Source organism: Micromonospora sp. NPDC049203 (assembly GCF_043197215.1).
GTDB lineage: Bacteria > Actinomycetota > Actinomycetes > Mycobacteriales > Micromonosporaceae > Micromonospora.
This window is the reverse complement of sequence record NZ_JBICSV010000004.1, coordinates 384,725-403,463: the sequence shown is the minus strand read 5'-3', so window position 1 is coordinate 403,463 and position 18,739 is coordinate 384,725. Positions and strand designations below refer to the sequence as shown.

18 protein-coding genes and 1 pseudogene are annotated in these 18,739 nt (G+C 72.1%); 11 read left to right on the top strand and 8 right to left on the bottom strand.

Annotation, left to right across the window (positions count from 1 at the left end; genetic code table 11):
- Positions 1–30: 30 nt before the first annotated feature.
- Complete coding sequence (locus ACGFIA_RS14335; protein ID WP_393260220.1) at positions 31–2,460, bottom strand: FtsX-like permease family protein; 2,430 nt, start codon at positions 2,458–2,460, stop codon at positions 31–33.
- Positions 2,454–3,215: an ABC transporter ATP-binding protein gene (locus tag ACGFIA_RS14330; RefSeq protein ID WP_357390678.1), complete on the bottom strand. Its 762-nt coding sequence runs from the start codon at positions 3,213–3,215 to the stop codon at positions 2,454–2,456. The genes ACGFIA_RS14335 and ACGFIA_RS14330 overlap by 7 nt, the downstream gene beginning before the upstream one ends.
- Positions 3,216–3,383: 168 nt before the next feature.
- On the opposite strand from ACGFIA_RS14330, the gene ACGFIA_RS14325 reads away from it, so the two are divergent.
- The gene (locus ACGFIA_RS14325; protein ID WP_357390676.1) at positions 3,384–4,541 is read left to right on the top strand and encodes a sensor histidine kinase; all 1,158 of its coding nucleotides are present in this window, start codon (positions 3,384–3,386) and stop codon (positions 4,539–4,541) included.
- Complete coding sequence (locus tag ACGFIA_RS14320; protein WP_357390674.1) at positions 4,538–5,206, top strand: response regulator transcription factor; 669 nt, start codon at positions 4,538–4,540, stop codon at positions 5,204–5,206. The genes ACGFIA_RS14325 and ACGFIA_RS14320 overlap by 4 nt, the downstream gene beginning before the upstream one ends.
- Before the next feature lie 101 nt (positions 5,207–5,307).
- Here the strand turns inward: ACGFIA_RS14320 and ACGFIA_RS14315 are convergent, their stop codons facing one another.
- Entirely contained in the window at positions 5,308–6,072 is a 765-nt protein-coding gene (locus ACGFIA_RS14315) for an FCD domain-containing protein (RefSeq protein WP_357390672.1), read from the bottom strand.
- Between the two features lie 136 nt (positions 6,073–6,208).
- On the opposite strand from ACGFIA_RS14315, the gene ACGFIA_RS14310 reads away from it, so the two are divergent.
- From ACGFIA_RS14310 to ACGFIA_RS14275, 8 genes are all read left to right on the top strand, one after another.
- Entirely contained in the window at positions 6,209–7,495 is a 1,287-nt protein-coding gene (locus tag ACGFIA_RS14310) for an ABC transporter substrate-binding protein (protein WP_393260214.1), read from the top strand.
- A 78-nt stretch (positions 7,496–7,573) separates the two neighbouring features.
- On the top strand, positions 7,574–8,521 hold the full coding sequence (locus ACGFIA_RS14305; protein ID WP_357390668.1) for a sugar ABC transporter permease: 948 nt from the start codon (positions 7,574–7,576) through the stop codon (positions 8,519–8,521).
- Positions 8,518–9,333, top strand: coding sequence for a carbohydrate ABC transporter permease (locus ACGFIA_RS14300; protein ID WP_357390666.1), 816 nt, complete (start codon positions 8,518–8,520; stop codon positions 9,331–9,333). The genes ACGFIA_RS14305 and ACGFIA_RS14300 overlap by 4 nt, the downstream gene beginning before the upstream one ends.
- Before the next feature lie 7 nt (positions 9,334–9,340).
- On the top strand, positions 9,341–10,489 hold the full coding sequence (gene dgoD / locus ACGFIA_RS14295) for a galactonate dehydratase (protein ID WP_357390664.1): 1,149 nt from the start codon (positions 9,341–9,343) through the stop codon (positions 10,487–10,489).
- Positions 10,490–10,494: 5 nt separating this feature from the next.
- Positions 10,495–11,118, top strand: coding sequence for a bifunctional 4-hydroxy-2-oxoglutarate aldolase/2-dehydro-3-deoxy-phosphogluconate aldolase (locus ACGFIA_RS14290; RefSeq protein ID WP_357471795.1), 624 nt, complete (start codon positions 10,495–10,497; stop codon positions 11,116–11,118).
- A gap of 88 nt (positions 11,119–11,206) precedes the next feature.
- Positions 11,207–12,160: a sugar kinase gene (locus ACGFIA_RS14285; protein ID WP_357390660.1), complete on the top strand. Its 954-nt coding sequence runs from the start codon at positions 11,207–11,209 to the stop codon at positions 12,158–12,160.
- A 25-nt stretch (positions 12,161–12,185) separates the two neighbouring features.
- Entirely contained in the window at positions 12,186–13,415 is a 1,230-nt protein-coding gene (gene manD, locus ACGFIA_RS14280; RefSeq protein WP_357390658.1) for a D-mannonate dehydratase ManD, read from the top strand.
- Positions 13,405–13,953 carry a gluconokinase gene (locus ACGFIA_RS14275; protein WP_357390656.1) on the top strand — a complete coding sequence of 183 codons (549 nt, stop codon included), beginning with the start codon at positions 13,405–13,407 and terminating at the stop codon, positions 13,951–13,953. The genes manD and ACGFIA_RS14275 overlap by 11 nt, the downstream gene beginning before the upstream one ends.
- 58 nt (positions 13,954–14,011) lie before the next feature.
- On the opposite strand, the gene ACGFIA_RS14270 is transcribed toward ACGFIA_RS14275, so the two are convergent.
- From ACGFIA_RS14270 to ACGFIA_RS14250, 5 genes and pseudogenes are all read right to left on the bottom strand, one after another.
- Positions 14,012–15,748 (bottom strand): tetratricopeptide repeat protein, encoded by a 1,737-nt coding sequence (locus tag ACGFIA_RS14270; protein ID WP_357390654.1) that lies wholly within the window; start codon positions 15,746–15,748, stop codon positions 14,012–14,014.
- Positions 15,749–16,004: 256 nt separating this feature from the next.
- On the bottom strand, positions 16,005–16,574 hold the full coding sequence (locus tag ACGFIA_RS14265) for a nucleotidyltransferase family protein (RefSeq protein ID WP_357390652.1): 570 nt from the start codon (positions 16,572–16,574) through the stop codon (positions 16,005–16,007).
- A 100-nt stretch (positions 16,575–16,674) separates the two neighbouring features.
- Positions 16,675–16,764: pseudogene (locus tag ACGFIA_RS14260) on the bottom strand (NUDIX hydrolase); the annotation flags it as partial.
- 167 nt (positions 16,765–16,931) lie between these two features.
- Positions 16,932–17,213 (bottom strand): hypothetical protein, encoded by a 282-nt coding sequence (locus ACGFIA_RS14255; RefSeq protein WP_357390650.1) that lies wholly within the window; start codon positions 17,211–17,213, stop codon positions 16,932–16,934.
- 305 nt (positions 17,214–17,518) lie between these two features.
- On the bottom strand, positions 17,519–17,722 hold the full coding sequence (locus ACGFIA_RS14250; protein ID WP_013283833.1) for a cold-shock protein: 204 nt from the start codon (positions 17,720–17,722) through the stop codon (positions 17,519–17,521).
- Between the two features lie 289 nt (positions 17,723–18,011).
- On the opposite strand from ACGFIA_RS14250, the gene ACGFIA_RS14245 reads away from it, so the two are divergent.
- The gene (locus tag ACGFIA_RS14245; protein ID WP_357390648.1) at positions 18,012–18,737 is read left to right on the top strand and encodes a methyltransferase domain-containing protein; all 726 of its coding nucleotides are present in this window, start codon (positions 18,012–18,014) and stop codon (positions 18,735–18,737) included.
- Positions 18,738–18,739 lie beyond the last annotated feature (2 nt).

Sequence of the window (18,739 nt, the reverse complement as noted above, 5' to 3'; positions counted from 1 at the left end):
GACCGCCATCCGAAGGACGATGTACAGGGTTTACCCCAAGACGCCGACGGGGGACCGCGCGGGACGGTGACGCAGTGACCGCCAGGTCGGCAGTGCGCTCGCCAGCACCGCCAGGAGCAGGCAGAGCCCCACCACCCCGCTGACCACTGGCCACGGCACCACCAGGTCGACCGGTACGCCGACCTGCTCGGCCAGGCCGGCACGGATGCTCAGCAGACCGACGAGGGCGACAGCCCCGCCGAGCAGCGCGCCGATCAGGACCACCAGGGTTGACTCGGCAGTGACCAGCCACATGACCTGCTTCCGGGTCGCACCGGCCAACCGGATCAGCCGCAGATCAGCCACCCGGCCGGCAGCGGCCATCAGCAGCGTGTTCGCCACCGCAACCGCCCCGTAGCCGGCCGACACACCGATCAGCAGCAGGGTGAAGAGCCAGACGAGGCGATCCTCGGCGCGGTCCGCCTCGGCCGCCCACGCCGAAACGTCGACGATCCGCGCTCCGACCGGAGGATCGACCCGGTCCTGGACGTACACGGCGGAGGTGAGCGCCGAGGGGTCGTGCGCCCGCACCAGCGACCGGGGCAGTAGCAGGTCGCCGGGGATCGAGTCGTCGGTGACGACCGCGACGACGCGCAGCGACACGCGCTCGCCATCGGCGAAGACAAGCGCGTACGGCTCGGACGGCTGCCGGTTCGCCGAGGCGGGGAGGACCACCGTGTCACCACCGCTCAGGTCGTCCAGTGAGCCGGCAACGACGGTGAGCGCCCGGTTCGCGGCGGTGAAGCCCGCCGGGTCCACGCCGAGCGCGGTCAGTGGCCGGTTCTCCGGCGACGAGTCCGGGTTGGCATCGAAGACCGTCGTCGGTAGCAGGGCGGCACCCCCGGTCGCCGCGACGGCCTGGTCCGACAGGCCCGGCGCGCGGTCGGGCACGACGACCCAGCCGGCGTTGACGTTGTCGGCCCGGCCCGCCGCGTAGGCAGCAGTGGTGGTGCGCACCATTCCAGAGACCAGCACCGCGAACGCGACAGTGAGCAGCACCGGGGCGGCGATCGAGGCTGTCCGCCGGGTCGCGGTCAACGCCCCGGCCCGGACCAGCATCCCGATCGCGCCACCCGGTCGGCGCACCGGCGACCGCAGCATCAGCACCACCGGGCCGACTGCCGCCGGCGCCAGCACGGTGGCACCGGCCACCAAGGCCATCACCGCGTACAGGGCGTACTGCGCCGCGACGCGGGCCTCGTCGGCGGTCGCCGTCCCGACGCTGAGCGCGCCCCCCACCGCGACGAGCAGCGCGCCGGTGGCGATGCGCAGCCGCCCGATCGGTCGCTGCTCCGCCGCCGCATCGCGCAACGCCTCAAGCGGTCGAACCCGCGCCGCCCGGCGCGAGGCCGACCAGACAGCCAGCAGCGAGATCACCGGCCCGGCGACAAGCGAGAGCGCGACCGGCCAGGGCTCGTACCCGACCCGGAAGCTCGACGGTTCGAAGCCGACGTCGACGAGAAGCGGGCCCAGCAGCGGCGCAAGCCCACCGCCGACCAGCAGTCCGACAGTCCCGCCCGAGGCGCCGACGACGAGCGCCTCGGCGTACACAATGCGGCGGACCTGATGCGGGGTGGCGCCGACGGCGCGCAGCAGGCCCAGCTCACGGCGGCGCTGCGCGACGGTGAACGCGAAGGTGGAGGCGACCACGAAGACCGTGACGAAGCCGGCGAGAGCCGCCGTGGCGGTAAGCACCTGCATGCCGATCCAGCGGGTACGGGCATCCCCCCGGGGTTCCAGCGCGGCACGGTCGTCCCCGGTCAGCGCCCGCCCGTCGCGGCCGAGGAGACCGCGAGCCGTATCGGCAACCACCTCGGGGTCGGCGCCCGGTGCGACGAGCAGGCCGATGGCCCGGACTCCGGGCGCGAGCACGGCCGCGACCTCGTCCGCGACGTAGAGGCCGGGCGCATCGACCAGACCCGTGACGGTGTACGGCTGCGCACCCGCCGCCGTGAGCAGGGTGACCGGCCCGCCGGGACGCAGCCCGAGCGTGCGGTCGACGACCACCTCGCCGGCCCGCCGGGGCGGCTCGCCGGCGGTGGGACGGAGTCCGCCCAACCGGGCACTGGACCAGCCGTGCCCCTGATGGGCGTCCTCCCGCTGCGCATCGGTGCCCGGGGGCCGGCCGTCGACGAGCGCCTGAGCGTAGAAGGTCCGGTCGGGCACCGCCGCCGTGACGCCCGGCACCTCGGCCAGCCTGCTGGTGAGTTCCGCCGACCTGGCGGCGGACCATGGCCGGGTGGGCGCGAACGAGTCGGCCGGCGCACCGGCCTCGGGGCTCTGCACCACGACCGCCGCGTTCGCCAGCCGGTCGGGCACCCGCGGGCGGCCGGAGGCGAGCAGCAGGGTGGCCGCCGCGACCAGTGTGACGCCGATGGCGACGGCCGCAAACGCGCCGGCCGACCGCCGGACGCTCAGCACGACGGCTCCACGGCGCTTCCCGCCGTGATCTCCGCCTCGGCGATCCGCGCGGCGATGGCCGCAGCGGTGATCCCGCCGGTCATCTCGTCCACGACGCGACCGTCGGCGAGCAGGAGGACCCGATCGGCGAACGCGGCGGCGGTGGGATCGTGGGTCACCATCACGACCGTCTGCCGGTGATCGTCGACGAGTGCGCGAAGCAGCCGGAGGACCTGCCGGGATGCCGCGCTGTCCAGGGCCCCTGTCGGTTCGTCGGCGAAGACCACCGCGGGGCGGGTGATCAACGCCCGGGCCACGGCGACGCGTTGCTGTTCACCGCCGGACAGTTCGCTCGGCCGGTGCCCGGACCGGCCGGCCAGTCCCACGGCGTCGAGCGCGGCGACGACGTCCCGGACCGGGGGACGGCGCCCGGCCAGCCGCAGCGGCAACTCGACGTTCTGCGCCGCGGTCAACGTGGACACCAGGTTGAACCCCTGGAACACGAAGCCGATCCGGTCGCGGCGCAGCCGGGTCAGCTCGTCCTCCCCCAGATCGTCGAGGCGCCTGCCGTCGATCTCGACGGTCCCCGCTGTCGGTTTGTCCAACCCGGCCGCACAATGCAGCAGGGTGGATTTCCCCGAGCCCGACGGGCCCATCACCGCAGTGAAGGTGCCGCTGGCGAAGCTGGTCGTCACGCCGTCGAGCGCCGCCACCCGGCGGGCTCCGGTGCCGTACACCGCTCGCAGCCCGGTCAGGATCACCGTTTGTGTGGTCATGACCGCCAGGGTGCCGGTCACGGCGGGTGCGGCGCGTCGTGCCGGTGTGGACACTCTCCGGCCCGTCCCTGAGCGGATCCGGGGATCGGAAAGCGTCAGACGTCGTACCCGAGGATGACCGACCGCAGGTGGACGCGGCCCGGCCGGCCGGCCGATACGCTTCGGCAGGTGACCGCCATCCTGCCGATCCGGCGGCTGCGGCCGGCGGAACTGGCCGCCGTGGACGCCGTACTCGCCCTGGCGATCGGCGCGCTGCTCGGCCCGTACGCGGCACTGGAGTCACCGCTGCACGGTGGGGTGCGCGAACCGCTCTGGGTGTCGGTGCTCGTCGGGATGGCCCTCGGGTTGCCGTTGGCCGTCCGGCGGCGGTGGCCGATCACCGTCGCCGTCGTGATCAGCTCCGTCGCCGCAGTCGCACTGATCACGGGTGTGATCCCGGGCTACGCCGCTGCCGCTCCGGGGCTCGCCATCGGTCTGTCCCTCTACACGATGGCCGTGTCGACACGTACGCCCCGGTCGATGCTCTGCGCCGCCGGTTGCCTCGCGCTGGTGAGCGTCGCCCTGGCGCTGACCGAGAGCGACCTCTGGTCGCGAACCGGTGGGGTCGTCTACGCCGCCGCCATGATCGCGCCCGCCTGGATGATCGGCTGGCTGGTCCGCGAGCGACGGGTCGTCGCCGCCCGCCAGGGCGAGCACCTGGTCCGCCGAGCCGCCGCCGAGGAGCGGTTGCGGGTGGCCCGCGAGCTGCACGACGTGGTCGCGCACACGCTGAGCCTCATCGTGGTGAAGGCGGCCGTCGCCAACCACGTCGCCGACGCCGATCCCCGCGAGGCGGGGGCCGCCCTGCGGGTGATCGAGGAGACCGGCCGCAACGCCCTGACCGACGTACGCCGGGTGCTCGGCGCGCTGCGCGAGGACACCCCGTACGCCCCGCCGCCCGGGCTGGACGCGCTGCCCGTACTCGCGCAGCAGGCGGCGATGGGCGGTGTCGACGTACGGCTCGACGTACGTCGGGAGGATTCGCCCGGCGTGGTGCCGGAGTCAGTGGGCCTGGCGGTGTACCGGATCGTGCAGGAGGCGGTGACAAACGTGGTGAAGCACGCGGCACCGGCCGTCTGCCGGGCGACGGTGACCGTCACGCCCGGCGAGGTCAGGGTCGAGGTCATGGACGACGGCGACCGTCCGGTCCTGATCGGCGGGGAGGGACACGGACTGATCGGCATGCGGGAACGGGTGACGTTGCACGGGGGCGAGTTCCGTGCCGGGCCACGCTCCGGCGGCGGCTTCGCGGTGACGGCCAGCCTGCCCTACCGGGCGACCGCGTGACCCGGGTGCTGATCGCCGACGACCAGGCGCTGCTACGCGGCAGTTTTCGGCTGTTGGTCGATTCGGCCCCGGACCTCACCACGGTCGGTGAGGCCGGCACCGGCGTCGAGGCTGTGGCTCTGACCGCCGAACACCGGCCGGACGTGGTGCTGATGGACGTGCGGATGCCAGAGATGGACGGTATCGAGGCGACCCGGCGGATCTGTGGCAACCCCGCCACGGCCGGCACCCGGGTCGTCATCCTGACCACGTTCGACCTGGACGAATACGTCTACGGAGCCCTACGCGCCGGAGCCAGCGGCTTCCTGCTCAAGGACACCCCACCGGCGGACCTGCTTGCCGGCATCCGGGTGGTGGCCGCCGGCGAAGGACTGCTCGCACCGACTGTGACCCGCCGGCTCATCGACGAGTTCGCGCGTCGGCCGGAGCCGGCCCGGCCGCTGCCACGACAGCTGGAGGGGGTTACCGAACGGGAACGGGAAGTACTCACACTGATCGGCCGGGGCCTGTCCAACGCGGAGTTGGCCGGGCACCTCGGTCTCAGCCTGGCCACCGTGAAGACGCACGTCGGGCGGTTGCTGACCAAACTGGCGGTACGTGATCGGGCGCAACTGGTCATCGTCGCCTACGAGACGGGCCTGGTCGGACCGGGCGGCCTGCGCTGAGAGCGTCGCCCCGCCGCGGAGAGACACCAAGCGTGCTCGGGCTGGCGTAGTAGGCCTGTCGGCACGGGCCGGTTCTCCGAGCTTGAACCCGCCGGGGCGGGTCAGCTCATCGCGCGGGGCTCGGCGGTCTGCTCCCAGAGGGACCGCATCTCCTCGAACGCCTGTTCCATGAGCTGCACCATCGCCAGCCGGGCGCGCTCGCCCTCGTGCCGCTGGATCGCCTGGGCCACCTCGGCGTGCAGGCGCAGCGCCTGCTCGTGCGGGTGGTGCGGCATGAGGTGGTGCTTGTGCCGGCCGGTGAGCACCTCGGCGACCAGGTCCTGCAGCCGGACGAACATCTCGTTGCCGGAGGCGAGCAGCACCCGCCGGTGGAACTCGATGTCCAGGCGCAGGAAGCGCTCCTCGTCGCCGGCCTTGCCGGCGGCCCACATCTTCGCCGCCAGGCCGACGAGGTCGCTGGCCTCGTCGTGACCGGCCCGCTCGGCGGCCAGCAGGGCGGCGTGCGGCTCGATGGCGGTGCGCAGCTCGGTGATGGACCGGAGCTGGGCGAGCCGGCTGGCCGAGGCCAGCCGCCACCGGATCACCTGCGGATCGAAGACGTTCCAGTCGTGCGCGGGCCGGATCGTCACCCCTACCCGTCGGCGGGTCTCGATGAACCCGATCGACGCCAGGACACGCAGCACCTCGCGGACCACCGAGCGGGAGACCTCGTACCGGTCGACCAGGTCGTCGATGTTGAGGACCGCCCCGGGGGCGAACTCTCCGCCGCAGATGGCGGTGCCGAGGTGCTCGAGGACGCGGGCGTGCAACCCGACCTCGGCCGGAGCGGGCTGGGTGCCGACGCCCCCGGAGGAGTACGGTTCCACGCCAACGATCATATCAGTTCGGTCAACCCCTTGAATAAATCAGCTTTTTCGACCTAGCATCCCGTAGTTAAGCGGACGTTACAGCGTTGTGGCGCTCTTCCCCCGGGGCGGCGACCACGAGAAATGGAGAGATGGCGTGCGACGTCGATCGATAATCGGTACGTCTCTGGCCGTGGTGGTCGCCATGGGCCTGGCCGCCTGCGGCGGTGGAGAGGACAGCGGCGGTTCGAAGACCGTGCGCGTGACGCTGGTGAACCACGTCTGGACGGAGAACGTCAAGAAGGCGCTGCCGGAGTTCGAGAAGCAGACCGGCCTGAAGGTCGAGGTCACCCAGCTCGGTGAGGACCAGCTGTCCGACCAGTACAACGTCAAGCTGAACGCGGGATCCAGCGACCTCGACGTGATGATGTACCGGCCGCTGCAGGAGGGCAAGCAGTTCGGCAAGAACAAGTACCTGGCCGACCTGACCGAGCGGTCCAAGGCGGACAGCGCCTTCGACTTCAGCGACTTCCAGGCCGGCCCGGTGCAGGCCACCACCTACGACGACAAGGTGGTCGGCGTGCCGATCATCACCGAGTCGGAGGTGCTGTACTACCGCAAGGACCTGCTGAAGAAGTCCGGCTTCGACGCCCCGCCGAAGAGCCTGGACGAGCTCAAGGCGCAGGCCGCCAAGGTCGAGGCCGACAACCCGGGCGTCGCGGGCTTCGTCTCCCGCACCGGCAAGGCCGCCGCCGTCACCCAGTTCTCCAGCTTCCTGTTCAGCTTCGGCGGTGACTTCGTCGACGCCAACGGCAAGGCCGCGGTCAACACCGACCAGGCCAAGCAGGCGTACGCCTACTACGGCGGGCTGCTGCGCGAGCACGGCCCGGACAACGTCAGCACCGACATGAGCTGGTCCGAGGCCATGGCGATCTTCACCCAGGGCAAGGCGGCCTTCTACACCGAGGCCAACTCGCTCTACAAGAACGCCACCGACCCGGCCAAGTCGAAGGTCTCCGACACCGTCGGCTTCGCGCCCTTCCCGGCCGGCCCGGCCGGCTCGAAGCCCTACAACATCCCGTCCTGGGCGCTGGGCATCAACGACCAGTCGAAGAACAAGGACAACGCCTGGAAGTTCATCGAGTGGGCGGCCGGCAAGGAGCAGTCGCTGGCGCAGCAGGAGGCCGGCGTCCCCGGCGCCCGCGCCTCGGTCTGGGCCAACCCGCAGGCCATCGCCACCTACCCGAAGGACCTCGCCGAGGCCACCACGGCCAGCACTGACAACGGCGTCGGTCACGACCGTCCGCTCGTCGTGAAGGTCGCCCAGGCCCGCGAGATCGTCGGCCAGCCGATCGTCGACGCGATCACCGGCAAGGATCCGGCCGCCTCGGCGGACGCGGCGAACGAGGCGTTCCAGAAGTTCCTCGACGACGAGGCGAAGTAACCCGACCGCGGGGACGGCGGGGCCTACCGGCTCCGCCGTCCCCGCGCCGGGTCCCGGCCCTGAGCACTCGGAGACCTCATGTCAGCCGTCACCACACCAGTCACCAGTCCGTCGAACGCCGGCGCGGCCCCGGCGGAGTCGGGCTGGTCGCGCTGGGCCAACGCGCACCGCAAATGGCTCTTCGCGGCTCCCGCCATGGCGTTCGTCGCCGTGCTGATCATCTTTCCGGTGGCGTGGACCGGATACCTCAGCCTCACCGACGCCGAGGGTTCGGTCCGCGCCGAGAGCGAGTTCATCGGGTTCCAGAACTACCTGGACGTGCTCGCCGACACCGACCGGTTCTGGCCGGCGGTGTGGCGCACCGTCCTGTTCACCGGCGTCGTGCTCGCCGTCGAGGTGGCGCTCGGCATGGCGATCGCCCTGCTGCTGTGGCGGCCGTTCCGCGGTGAGCGCTGGGTCCGGGTCGCCATCCTGCTGCCGCTGGTCGCCACCCCGGTGGCGGTCGGCATGATGTGGCGGCTGATCTTCGACCCCACCATCGGCATGGCCAACCAGGTGCTTAGCTGGGTCGGGATCGGCCCGCAGCCCTGGCTGTCCGGTCAGAACAGCGCACTGCCGACGACGATGTTCATCGACATCTGGCAGTGGACCCCGATGGTGGTGCTGATCCTGCTCGCCGGCCTCACGTCGCTGTCGGACGAGCCGCAGGAGGCCGCCCTCATCGACGGCGCCAGCACCTGGCAGCGGTTCCGGCACGTCACGCTGCCGCTGCTGATGCCCACGGTGATCGTCGCGATCCTGCTGCGCGGCATCGACGCGCTGAAGACCTTCGACATCCTCTACGCCACAAAGGGTCGCGGCGGCGGGTCGTTCCACGAGGTCGAGACGCTCAACGTCTACGCGTACGGGCTGAGCTTCGACTACAACGAGTACGGCCTCTCGTCGACGGTCCTGATCATCTTCTTCCTGATCATCATCGGGGTGATGTGGGCCCTGACCTACCGCAAGAAGGGGCTGGACCGATGAAGCCGGGCAAGCCGTTCAAGGTCTTCCGGGCGGTTGCCCTGACCGTCGTGGTGCTGGGGCTGATCGCGCCGCTGCTCTGGATGATCGCCGCGTCGTTCAAGACCAACGTCGACATCTACGACACCGGCAAGGCCTTCGTCTTCTCGCCCACCCTGGACAACTACGACAACGTGCTCCAGCAGGCCAACTACGTCCAGTTCATCGGCAACAGCCTGTGGGTGGCGTTCGCCGCCACGCTGCTCTCGCTCGTCCTCGGGGTGCCGGCCGCCTACTCGATGAGCCGGTTCAACATGAAGAAGTCCGCGCTCGTGGTGCTCATGGCCCGGATCATCCCGGGCGTGTCGCTCCTGGTGCCCTGGTACTACGTCTTCTCGAACCTGCAGATGGTCGGCGGGTACACCGTGCTGATCCTCAGCCACATGTTCGTGTCGCTGCCGCTGATCGTCTACATCATGATGGGCTTCTTCGACAGCCTGCCGGAGGACCTGGAAGAGGCGGCGCTTGTCGACGGGCTGACCCACATCGGCGCGTTCCGGCGGATCACCCTGCCGCTGTCCGTGCCCGGCGTCGCCACCGCCGGCATCCTGTCCTTCATCTTCTCCTGGAACAACTTCATGTTCGCCCTGGTGCTCTCCGGTGCGGACACGAAGACCCTGCCCGTGGCGATCTTCGACTTCGTCGGCTACGCCAGCATCGACTGGGGCGGCCTGATGGCCGCGGCCACCGTGGTCACTCTGCCGATCATGGTGATCGCCCTGTTCGTGCAGAAGTACATCGTCTCCGGTCTCACCGCCGGCGCCACGAAGGGCTGAGGACGCCATGACAACGATCGCACGGGTGGAGACGTTCCTCGTCGCGCCGCGGTGGCTGTTCGTCCGGGTCGAAACGGTCGACGGGATCGTCGGCTGGGGCGAGGCGACCTGCGAGGGCCGCTCCGAGACCGTCCGCACCGCCGTCGAGCAGCTCAGCGAGCTGCTGGTCGGCCGGGACGCGCTGCGGATCGAGGACCACTGGCAGGTGCTGACGAAGTCCTCGTTCTACCGGGGCGGACCGATCCTGGCCAGCGCCGTCGCCGGGCTCGACCAGGCACTGTGGGACATCGCCGGCAAGCACTTCGGCGCCCCGGTGCACCAGCTGCTCGGCGGACCGGTCCGCGACCGGATCCGGGTCTACGGCTGGGTCGGCGGCGACGAGCCCGCCGAGGTGCGCGACCAGATCAGCGCCGCCGTCGAGACGGGCCTGACCGCCGTGAAGATGAACGCGTCCGGGCGGATGAGCCCGGTCGCCTCGGTCGCCGAGCTCGACGGCGTGGTCCAGCGGGTGGCCGCCGCCCGGGAGGTGCTCGGCGACGAGCGGGACGTCGCCGTCGACTTCCACGGCCGGTTCAGCCTGGCCACCGCCCGGCGGGTCGCCCCGCTGCTCGAGCCGTATCGGCCGTTCTTCCTGGAGGAGCCGGTGGTGCCGGAGAACTCGCACCTGATCGGCGAGTTCGTGCGCGCCACGACCACCCCGGTGTCCACCGGGGAACGGCTCTACAACCGGCAGGAGTTCCTGCCGGTGCTGCAGGCCGGCATCGCGGTCGCCCAGCCGGACCTGTCGCACGCCGGCGGCATCACCGAGGTCCGCAAGATCGCCGCGCTGGCCGAGGTGTACGACGTCCAGCTCGCCCCGCACTGCCCGCTCGGCCCGATCGCCCTGGCGTCCTGCCTGCAGGTCGGTTTCGCCACGCCCAACTACCTGATCCAGGAACAGAGCATCGGCATCCACTACAACCTCGGCGCCGAGGTGCTCGACTACTGCCTCGACAAGACCCCACTGACCTTCGTCGACGGGTATGTCGAGCGCCTCACCGCGCCCGGCCTCGGCATCGAGATCGACGAACACGCGGTGCGGACGGCGGACAAGCGCGGCCACGCCTGGCGCAGCCCCACCTGGCGGCACGCCGACGGCTCCTACGCGGAATGGTGAAGAACATGACTGTCGATCTCGTCACCGAACTCGCCGCCGCCCGGATCCTCGCGGTCATCCGGGGCACCGACACCGCCGGCGCGATCGCCGCCGGCACCGCCCTGCTGGAGGAGGGCGTACGGGTCGTGGAGGTGGCCCTCACCACGCCGGACGCGGCTCGGGCCGTCGAGGCGCTGCGCGCTGTCGCGCCGGCCGGCTCCCTGGTCGGCGCCGGCACGGTGCTCACCGCCGCGGACGTCGCCGAGGTGGCGGCGGCCGGCGCGCAGTTCGTGGTGACGCCCGCTGTGGTCGAGTCGATCGCCGAGGCGGCGCGGCTCGGCCTGCCCGTCGCCGCCGGGGCGTTCACCCCGACCGAGGCGTACACGGCGATGCGGCTGGGCGCGTCGGCGATCAAGCTGTTCCCGGCGTCGGTGGGTGGCCCCGCGTACCTCAAGGCGGTGCGCGACCCGTTCCCGGACATCCCGTTCGTGGCGGTCGGCGGTGTCGGCCTGGCCGACCTGCCCGGCTACTTCGCCGCCGGCGCGATCGCGGTCGGCGTCGGCGGCCCGCTGGTCGGTGACGCCGCCTCCGGCGGCGACCTCGACGCCCTGCGCCAGCGCGCCCGCGCCTACCTCGCCGCCGTCGCATGAGCGCCGCCGGCCTGCCCGCCGCGCGGCCGCGCGGCACCCGCCCGTCCGCCACGCGTCCGCGCGCCGGCGGCTACCCGGCCACCGCGTCATGACCGCCGTCGACCTGCTCACCTTCGGCGAGGCCCTGGTGTCGCTGCGCACGGCCGGGCCCATCGTCACCGGTGGCGCGCTCACCCCGCACCTGGCCGGGGCGGAGGCCAACGTGGCCGTCGGGGTGGCCCGGCTCGGCCACCGCGCGGCCTTCGCCGGGCGGGTCAGCGCCGACGAACTCGGCGAGTTCCTGCTCCGGCAGCTGCGCGCCGAGGGGGTACGCCTCGAGCACGTGGTCCGCGACCCGGACCGCCCGGCCGGACTGATGTTCCTGGAACGGCGGACCGCCGACCTGACCCGGGTGATCTACCAGCGGGCCGGCTCGGCCGGCTCGGCGGTGACCGTCGAGGACCTGCGGCCCGCCCTGGCCGCCGGCGCCCGGGTGCTGCACCTGACCGGGATCACCGCGGCGCTCTCCGACGGCGCCCGGGAGGCCACCCGGTGGGCGGCCGAGACCGCCGCCCGGGCCGGGACGCTGGTCTGCCTCGACGTCAACCACCGGACGAAACTGTGGAGCCGGGACGCGGCGCGGGCCGCGCTCGCCGACATCGTCGGCCACGCCACGGTCGTGGTCGCCTCCGCCGACGAACTGGACCTGGTCGGCACGCCGGGCGCGGACGAGCCGACGGCGGTCGCCGAGTTGCTGGACCGGGGCGTGTCGACGGTGCTGGTGAAGCTCGGCGGCGACGGCGCCCGCGCGTACACCCGGGAGGGCGTGCGGCACGCGGCGGCGGTGCCCGTGACGGCGGTGGACACCGTCGGCGCGGGGGACGCCTTCACCGCCGGCTACCTCTCCGGCCACCTCGACGGTCTCGACCTGGCCGGGCGGCTGCGCCGCGCGGTCACCCTGGGCGCCTTCGCCGTCGGCGGCAACGGCGACTGGGAGTCGCTGCCCCGCCGCGACGAACTGTCCCTCCTGAACGACGTGCAGCCCGGCAGCACGCTGCGCTGACATCACCCCTGAGAAAGGCATCGGCATGAAGATCGTCGCCGCGGACGTCATCGTCTCCAGCCCCGACCGCAACTTCGTCACCCTCAAGATCACAACTGACGAGGGGCTCACCGGGCTGGGCGACGGCACCCTCAACGGGCGCGAACTGGCCGTCGCGTCGTACCTGGCCGACCACGTCGTCCCGCTGCTGATCGGGCGCGACCCGCATCAGATCGAGGACACCTGGCAGTTCCTCTACCGCTCGGCCTACTGGCGGCGCGGACCGGTCACCATGGCCGCCATCGCGGCCGTGGACGTCGCCCTCTGGGACATCAAGGCCAAGGCCGCCGGGATGCCGCTCTACCAGCTCCTGGGCGGGGCCTCCCGGACCGGGATCCTGGCCTACGGGCACGCCTCCGGGCGGGACCTGCCCGAGCTGTTCGACTCCATCCGCCACCACCTGGAGCAGGGCTTCCGCGCCATCCGGGTGCAGACCTCGGTGCCCGGCATCAACGCCGTCTACGGCGTGGCCGCCCAGCCCAGCGTCGACGGCAAGCGCTACGACTACGAGCCGGCCCAGCGCACGCCGCTGCCCGCCGAGGAGGACTGGGACACCCGCTCGTACCTGCGGCACCTGCCGGAGGTCTTCGAGGCCGTTCGCAACGAGTTCGGCCCCGAGCTGCCCCTGCTGCACGACGGGCACCACCGGATGACCCCCATCCAGGCCGCCAAGCTGGGCAAGGCGCTCGAGCCGTACGACCTGTTCTGGCTGGAGGACTGCACCCCGGCGGAGAACCAGGAGGCGCTGCGGCTGGTCCGGCAGCACACCACCACCCCGTTGGCCATCGGCGAGGTCTTCAACACCGTCTGGGACTACCAGACGCTGATCCGTGAACAGCTCATCGACTACGTGCGCTCCGCCGTCACCCACACCGGCGGCATCACCGCCATGCGGAAGCTGCTCGACTACGCCGCCCAGTACCAGATCAAGTCCGGCATCCACGGCCCGACCGACATCTCCCCGGTCGGCATGGCCGCCGCGCTCCACCTCGACCTGGCCATCCACAACTTCGGCATCCAGGAGTACATGCGGCACGGGGCGCTCACCGACGAGGTGTTCCGGCAGTCGTTCACCTTCGCCGACGGGTACCTGCACCCGGGACAGCAGCCCGGCCTCGGCGTGGAACTCGACGAGGAGGCCGCGGCCCGGTTCCCGTACCAGCCGGCGTACCTGCCGTTCAACCGGCTCAAGGACGGCACGGTCCATGACTGGTGACCGCCGCCCACCCACCCGGCACGTGGTGGTGATGGGCGTGTCCGGGGCGGGCAAGACGACGGTGGCGCGGGGGATCAGCGAGCTCACCGAGCTGGTGTTCGCCGAGGCGGACGAGTTCCACCCGCCGGCCAACGTGGCCCGGATGCGCGCCGGCGTCCCGCTGGACGACGCGGCACGCTGGCCCTGGCTGCGCGACCTCGCGGCCTGGATGGCCGGCCGGCACGCCGAGGGCGTGTCCACGGTGCTGGCCTGCTCGGCGTTGAAACGCTCCTACCGGGACGTGCTGCGCCAGGGACCGCCCGGCGTGGAGTTCGTGCACCTGGCCGGCACGGCCGGGCTGATCCGGGACCGGATGACCCGGCGGGTCGGGCACTACATGCCGGCCAGTCTGCTCGACTCCCAGCGGGCCACCCTTGAGGATCTGGCGCCCGACGAACCCGGGGTGGTGCTGGACGTGGCCGCCGCACCGGAGGAACTGGTCGTCGCGGCGGTCGAGCGGCTCGGCCTGCCCCGGCGGACATCCGTCGGCACCGGCTGACCCGGCGGTCCGGCTCCGGCCGGCGCGGCCGTGTCGTCGAAGCACGACCCGGTGACGGTCAGGACGTCCGTCCCGATTCCTGGCTGGGTGACAGCGGTTGCGGGCCGGCCAGCTCCCGGCGGCACCGGGCGAGTTCCGCGCGCAGGTCCCGGCGCAGGGCCCGGTCCAGGCCGGGTTGGGCGAGCGCCTCGGTGAAGTCACGGGCCGCGTCGCCCCACCGGCCCAGCCGGGCCAGGGCGGTGCCCCGGTTGTAACGCGGCACGGGGGCCGCCGACAGCGCCACCGCCCGGTCCAGGTCGGCGAGCGCGGCGGTCACGTCGCCGCGCTCGAACCGGACGGCGGCCCGGTTCGTCCACGCCTCCACCAGCTCGGGGTCCCCGCTCAGGGCCCGGGTGAGCAGCTGGTCGGCCTCGGCGGGCCGGCCACGCTCGGCGAGGATCAGGCCCAGTGTGCACAGCAGCGCGGGCTCCTGCGCGGCGCCGGCCAGCCCGGCCCGCGCGCCGGCCTCGGCGGCGTCCAGCGCGCCGCGCGCCACGTGCAGGTTGACCAGGGCGATCCGGGCATCGAGGTGCCCGGGGTCGATGGCGAGCACCCGCTCCAGGTCGGCGTGCGCCCGCCCGGGGCGGCCCCGCTCCTGGTGGAGCATGGCCCGGTTGTAGTACGCCTCGGGCAGGTGCGGTCCCAGCCGGATGGCGGCGTCGTAGTCCCTGATCGCGGCTCGGGTCCGGCCCGCCGCCCGGTACAGGGCGGCGCGGTCCACGTAGTACTCGCAGTTGTCGGGGTCGTGGGCGATCACGGTGTCCAGGTCGGCCAGCGCCCGGGCCGGGTCGCCCAGCGCGAGGTGGACCTGCGCCCGGTTGTGGCGCAACCGGGCCAGGTGCTGCGGGCGTTCGCCGGGTCCGAGTGCGGCCGTCAGCCGGGCCAGCCCGTCGTCGACGACCCGCAGCGCGCGGTCGGGCCGGCCGGCCCGGCTGTCCAGCAGCGCCAGGCCCTGTTCGTAGAAGACCGTCGACAGCAGCCGCCGGCGTGGGTCGGTCAGCCCGGCGGCGAGGTGCAGGGCCCGATCCAGCCAGAGTCGGGCCTGTTCCGGGTCCTGGTCGGCGGCCGGCAGGTGCCGGGCGTGCAGCATGGCGGTGGCGTACGCCGCCGACATGGTGATCTTCGGGTCGTCGGTGACGGCCCGCGCCTCGTCGTAGAGGTCGAGCGCCTCCGCGGCCCGGTCCAGGGCCGCCAGCGCGGTGGCCAGGCCGGTGGTGAACGCCCACCAGTGCGGCAGGTCGCCGCCGGGGGTGACCACCGCCCGCCCGCGCCGGGCGACCCGGGCCGCGTGGTGGTAGAAGCCGCCGGCCAGGCTGTCGCCCAGGGCCCGCCGCAACGCCTGCGGGGTGCGCTCGTCGGGCGCCGGGTCGGGGGCCCCGCCATCGCGCAGGTCGAGGCGCACCGGGGCCGGCCCGAGCCGGCGGACCAGCGCGTCCAGCAACTCGGCTGTCGTCTCGTCGGCGCTGGCGACGTGATCGAACCGGACGGTCACCGGCCGCCGGAGCGTGCCGGCCCAGGCCGCCACCAGCTCCGCCGCGCCGTAGGCCAGGCAGGCGGTCCGGCGGGCCGGGTGGAAACGGATCGGCTCCTCCTCGGCGGCCGGCCGGGCCGCCGGATCGAGCTGAGGGGCGATCGCGTACAGCTCGACGGCGTGCCGCGCCGCCAGGCGGGGCCGATCGGCGGCGACCCGGCCGAGGAAGGTCGAGACCCCGGCGTACGGCCCGTGGTCACGATGGCAGTCGTAGCGCTCCGCCACGCCGGTCACCGCAGGGCCCACCGCCGCTGAGGCGGGCGCCCGGGAGCGCCCGCCCGGCTGGCAGCTACCAGCACCACTCGATCCACAGCCGACGGGCACCGGACACCAGGCGGAGCGCGGTCGTGCGACGGATGGTCATCTTCCTCATACGAACCTCCGATGTGATCCACCAGGACTGGCCCAGAGAGTAATCCCTATCGATGCAAATAAGAAGAGTCCTCAGGTTGGTCCGGAGCCCATGGCTTCGAGCGCCGGCTCAGACCACGACGCGGACACCGGGCCAGCGTTCGGCTGGGCGGTGACGGGCGAGTCGCTGCCGGGAGATCTCCGGGCCGACCCGGGTCGGGTTGCGCCGCCACACCCCGTCGAGCAGGTCGTCGAGGCCGTGCGGCGCGCAGACCGCGATCCGGCCGTCCGCGTCGAGGCGTACCGCCACGGCGGTGGCGTACTCGGGCCAGGTGGCAACGGCATCGGCGATCGTCCGCAACGGCGCCACCGGACCGCCGCCGAACTTCGCCGGGTACCAGGTGTGCACGGCGGCCTGGTTCTTCGCCTCCCACGGCGGCTCCGGCCAGGCCGTCACCAGCCGGCGGGTGGCCCGGTCGTCGTTGTCGCGGCTCAGGTCCGCCGGGTCGAGGAAGACGACATCGACGTCCCGCACCGACGACGGGTCGAAGCCGTCGCCGTAGCGCTCGCTCCAGACCAGGTCGCGGATGGCGCCCGCGCCGATCCAGGCGTCCGGCAGGCCGGAGTCCCGGACGACGCCCAGCGCCCGGATCAGCCACTGGCTGCGCTCGACGAGGCCCCGCAGTTCGTCCTCGCGCATCGTCTCCCCGGTTACCTCTGTCTTCCTGGCTCGCCCATCGCTCGGGCGTCGGACCGCGCAGCGCCAACTCGAAGACGTGCCGACGTTGGATCTCGAAGCGGAGCGGGCTGATGTCGTACTCGATCGCCCTCAGCTTGCGCACGACGGTGAAGCCGGTCAGTCCGGTCTCTTCGCGGGCCTCGCGCAGCACCGCGTCCGCCGGGTCCTCACCGGGGCGGACGCTGCCGCCGGGCACCTGGATGCCCGCCGCTTCATAGCTGAAGTCGGTGTGCCGGAAGACGGCCCCGAGTCAGGTGCGGGCACTCTCCTCGGAAGGAACTGCCGTTCGCTGCACGGTTCCAGGCAGGCGGCGCACGATCAGAATGGTGCGGGTCCGCGGCCTGCCAGCGACATCAACACCTGCGTCGCGAGTAGCTTGCGAATGCCGGTGACGGCGACTGTCCCCACCCGATCGTAGGGCAACTCCAGTTGCAGGCCCTCGACTGCGTCGCGAAGCTCCGACGTGATCTCGTCCGGCCGGAACGTGCCGCCCCAGCCGTTGAGCCCTCCGCGCTGGTTGGTACTGAGAGAGGCCATGCCGGAGATGCAGGCGCCGTCGACCAGGATCAGCTTCGCAGGACCGGAGTAGGTCGTCGTCATAGTCACCAACCTTTCAAGATGTACGCCGCACACACCAGGGTCCAGGCGGGCTGCCAGTCATCAGGAGGTAACGCGTGGAGTCCGACCATGGTGTGCTCCACCTGACCGCGACCGTACGTGCCTCCGCCGTCAGGCTGGCCCGCGAGGCGGCATTCTGTGCGTTAGCGATAGGAACCGATGCTTAAGATCAGCGCCCGGCGTCGGCCTTCCGCAGACCAGACGAGTGCCGCGATGCCCTGGTGAGCGCGTGAAACGCCGAACGGCGGCCCGCTGAACCAGTCGGGCCGCCGTTCGGCGAGTGTGGATCAGAGCGGGCGAATGTTCTCCGCCTGCGGGCCCTTCTGGCCCTGGGTGATGTCGAACTCCACCTTCTGGTTCTCGTCGAGGCTGCGGAAGCCGCTCGCCGAGATCGCGGAGAAGTGGGCGAAGACGTCAGCGCCGCCGTCGTCCGGGCTGATGAAGCCGAAGCCCTTGTCGGCGTTGAACCACTTCACGGTGCCTGTAGTCATGTCTGCTCCTTCGCAGGCTGTCAGAGGCCGCACTGTGCGGACCCTTACGCCGCCGCGTTGATCACCCGCGTCGAAACGACACGAAAAACGAAAAGCGCCTTGATGGGTTTCAGATGCCCCATCAGGCGCCGGAAAACGTCTACGGAAATCAAAACTGCAACGTGACTACCGTACCACGTGATCCGCCGTCGGTGTCACGCCAGCACGAGGACGTTGATCCTGTGGGATCGGTTCGTGACGGGGGGCATATCGGGGCGAAACGGGGGTAACGGGCCGCCGGAGGTGGCGCATGGTGGCGATGGGGCAGACCGCGCTCTCGGGTGAGCGGCTCCGGCAGACCGACGGCTTCCTCGCCGAGGCGTGGGCCGACATGGTCCGGCACGACGAGCGGCTGCGCGGGACGGCAGTCGAGGTGCGCTTCGACCGGGGGGTGGCGCACCTGACCGGCGAGGTCGCCGACCCTGAACAGTTGCGGCTGGTACGGGAGCTGATCGGCCGGCTCTCCGGCGTACTCGGGGTCTGGTGCCGGGTCACCGTGGCCGGGCGGGCGCCGGTGGTGGTCGACCTGGGCTGCGGCGCGACCAAACAGTGGCCGGGCAACCTGGGACTGGACATCTATCCGGCGCCGGGGGTGAACGCGGTCGCCAACCTGGCCGGCTCGCTGCCGCTGCGCGACGACTCGGTGGACGTGTTCTTCGCGGTGCACATCGTCGAGCACCTGATCGACTTCCTGCCGCTGTTCGACGAGTGCCACCGGGTGCTGCGTCCCGGCGGGGTGCTGCACGTGATGAGCCCCTGGTGGCGGCACGTCAACGCGGTGGCCGACCCGACCCACGTACGGCTGCTCGACGTCCAGACGTTCAAGGGGATCTGCGGTCAGCGCCCACCGGGTACGCCGCGCTGGTATCCGCTGCACGTCGGCTGCGACGGCGCCTCGATCTTCGCCGACCTGACTCCCCTGCCCGCGGACGCCCCAGCTCCCTCGTCGGCCCACCTGGCCCGCTTCTTCGACTGACC

Excerpts from the sequence above, each read along its gene's own strand:
- manD (WP_357390658.1), top strand. The coding sequence starts at position 12,186 with ATGAAGATCGTCGCCGCGGACGTCATCGTCTCCAGCCCCGACCGCAAC.
- ACGFIA_RS14285 (WP_357390660.1), top strand. The coding sequence starts at position 11,207 with ATGACCGCCGTCGACCTGCTCACCTTCGGCGAGGCCCTGGTGTCGCTG.
- ACGFIA_RS14255 (WP_357390650.1), bottom strand. The coding sequence starts at position 17,213 with ATGACGACGACCTACTCCGGTCCTGCGAAGCTGATCCTGGTCGACGGC.
- ACGFIA_RS14275 (WP_357390656.1), top strand. The coding sequence starts at position 13,405 with ATGACTGGTGACCGCCGCCCACCCACCCGGCACGTGGTGGTGATGGGC.
- ACGFIA_RS14245 (WP_357390648.1), top strand. The coding sequence starts at position 18,012 with ATGGTGGCGATGGGGCAGACCGCGCTCTCGGGTGAGCGGCTCCGGCAG.
- ACGFIA_RS14300 (WP_357390666.1), top strand. The coding sequence starts at position 8,518 with ATGAAGCCGGGCAAGCCGTTCAAGGTCTTCCGGGCGGTTGCCCTGACC.
- dgoD (WP_357390664.1), top strand. The coding sequence starts at position 9,341 with ATGACAACGATCGCACGGGTGGAGACGTTCCTCGTCGCGCCGCGGTGG.
- ACGFIA_RS14290 (WP_357471795.1), top strand. The coding sequence starts at position 10,495 with ATGACTGTCGATCTCGTCACCGAACTCGCCGCCGCCCGGATCCTCGCG.
- ACGFIA_RS14330 (WP_357390678.1), bottom strand. The coding sequence starts at position 3,215 with ATGACCACACAAACGGTGATCCTGACCGGGCTGCGAGCGGTGTACGGC.
- ACGFIA_RS14305 (WP_357390668.1), top strand. The coding sequence starts at position 7,574 with ATGTCAGCCGTCACCACACCAGTCACCAGTCCGTCGAACGCCGGCGCG.
- ACGFIA_RS14250 (WP_013283833.1), bottom strand. The coding sequence starts at position 17,722 with ATGACTACAGGCACCGTGAAGTGGTTCAACGCCGACAAGGGCTTCGGC.
- ACGFIA_RS14265 (WP_357390652.1), bottom strand. The coding sequence starts at position 16,574 with ATGCGCGAGGACGAACTGCGGGGCCTCGTCGAGCGCAGCCAGTGGCTG.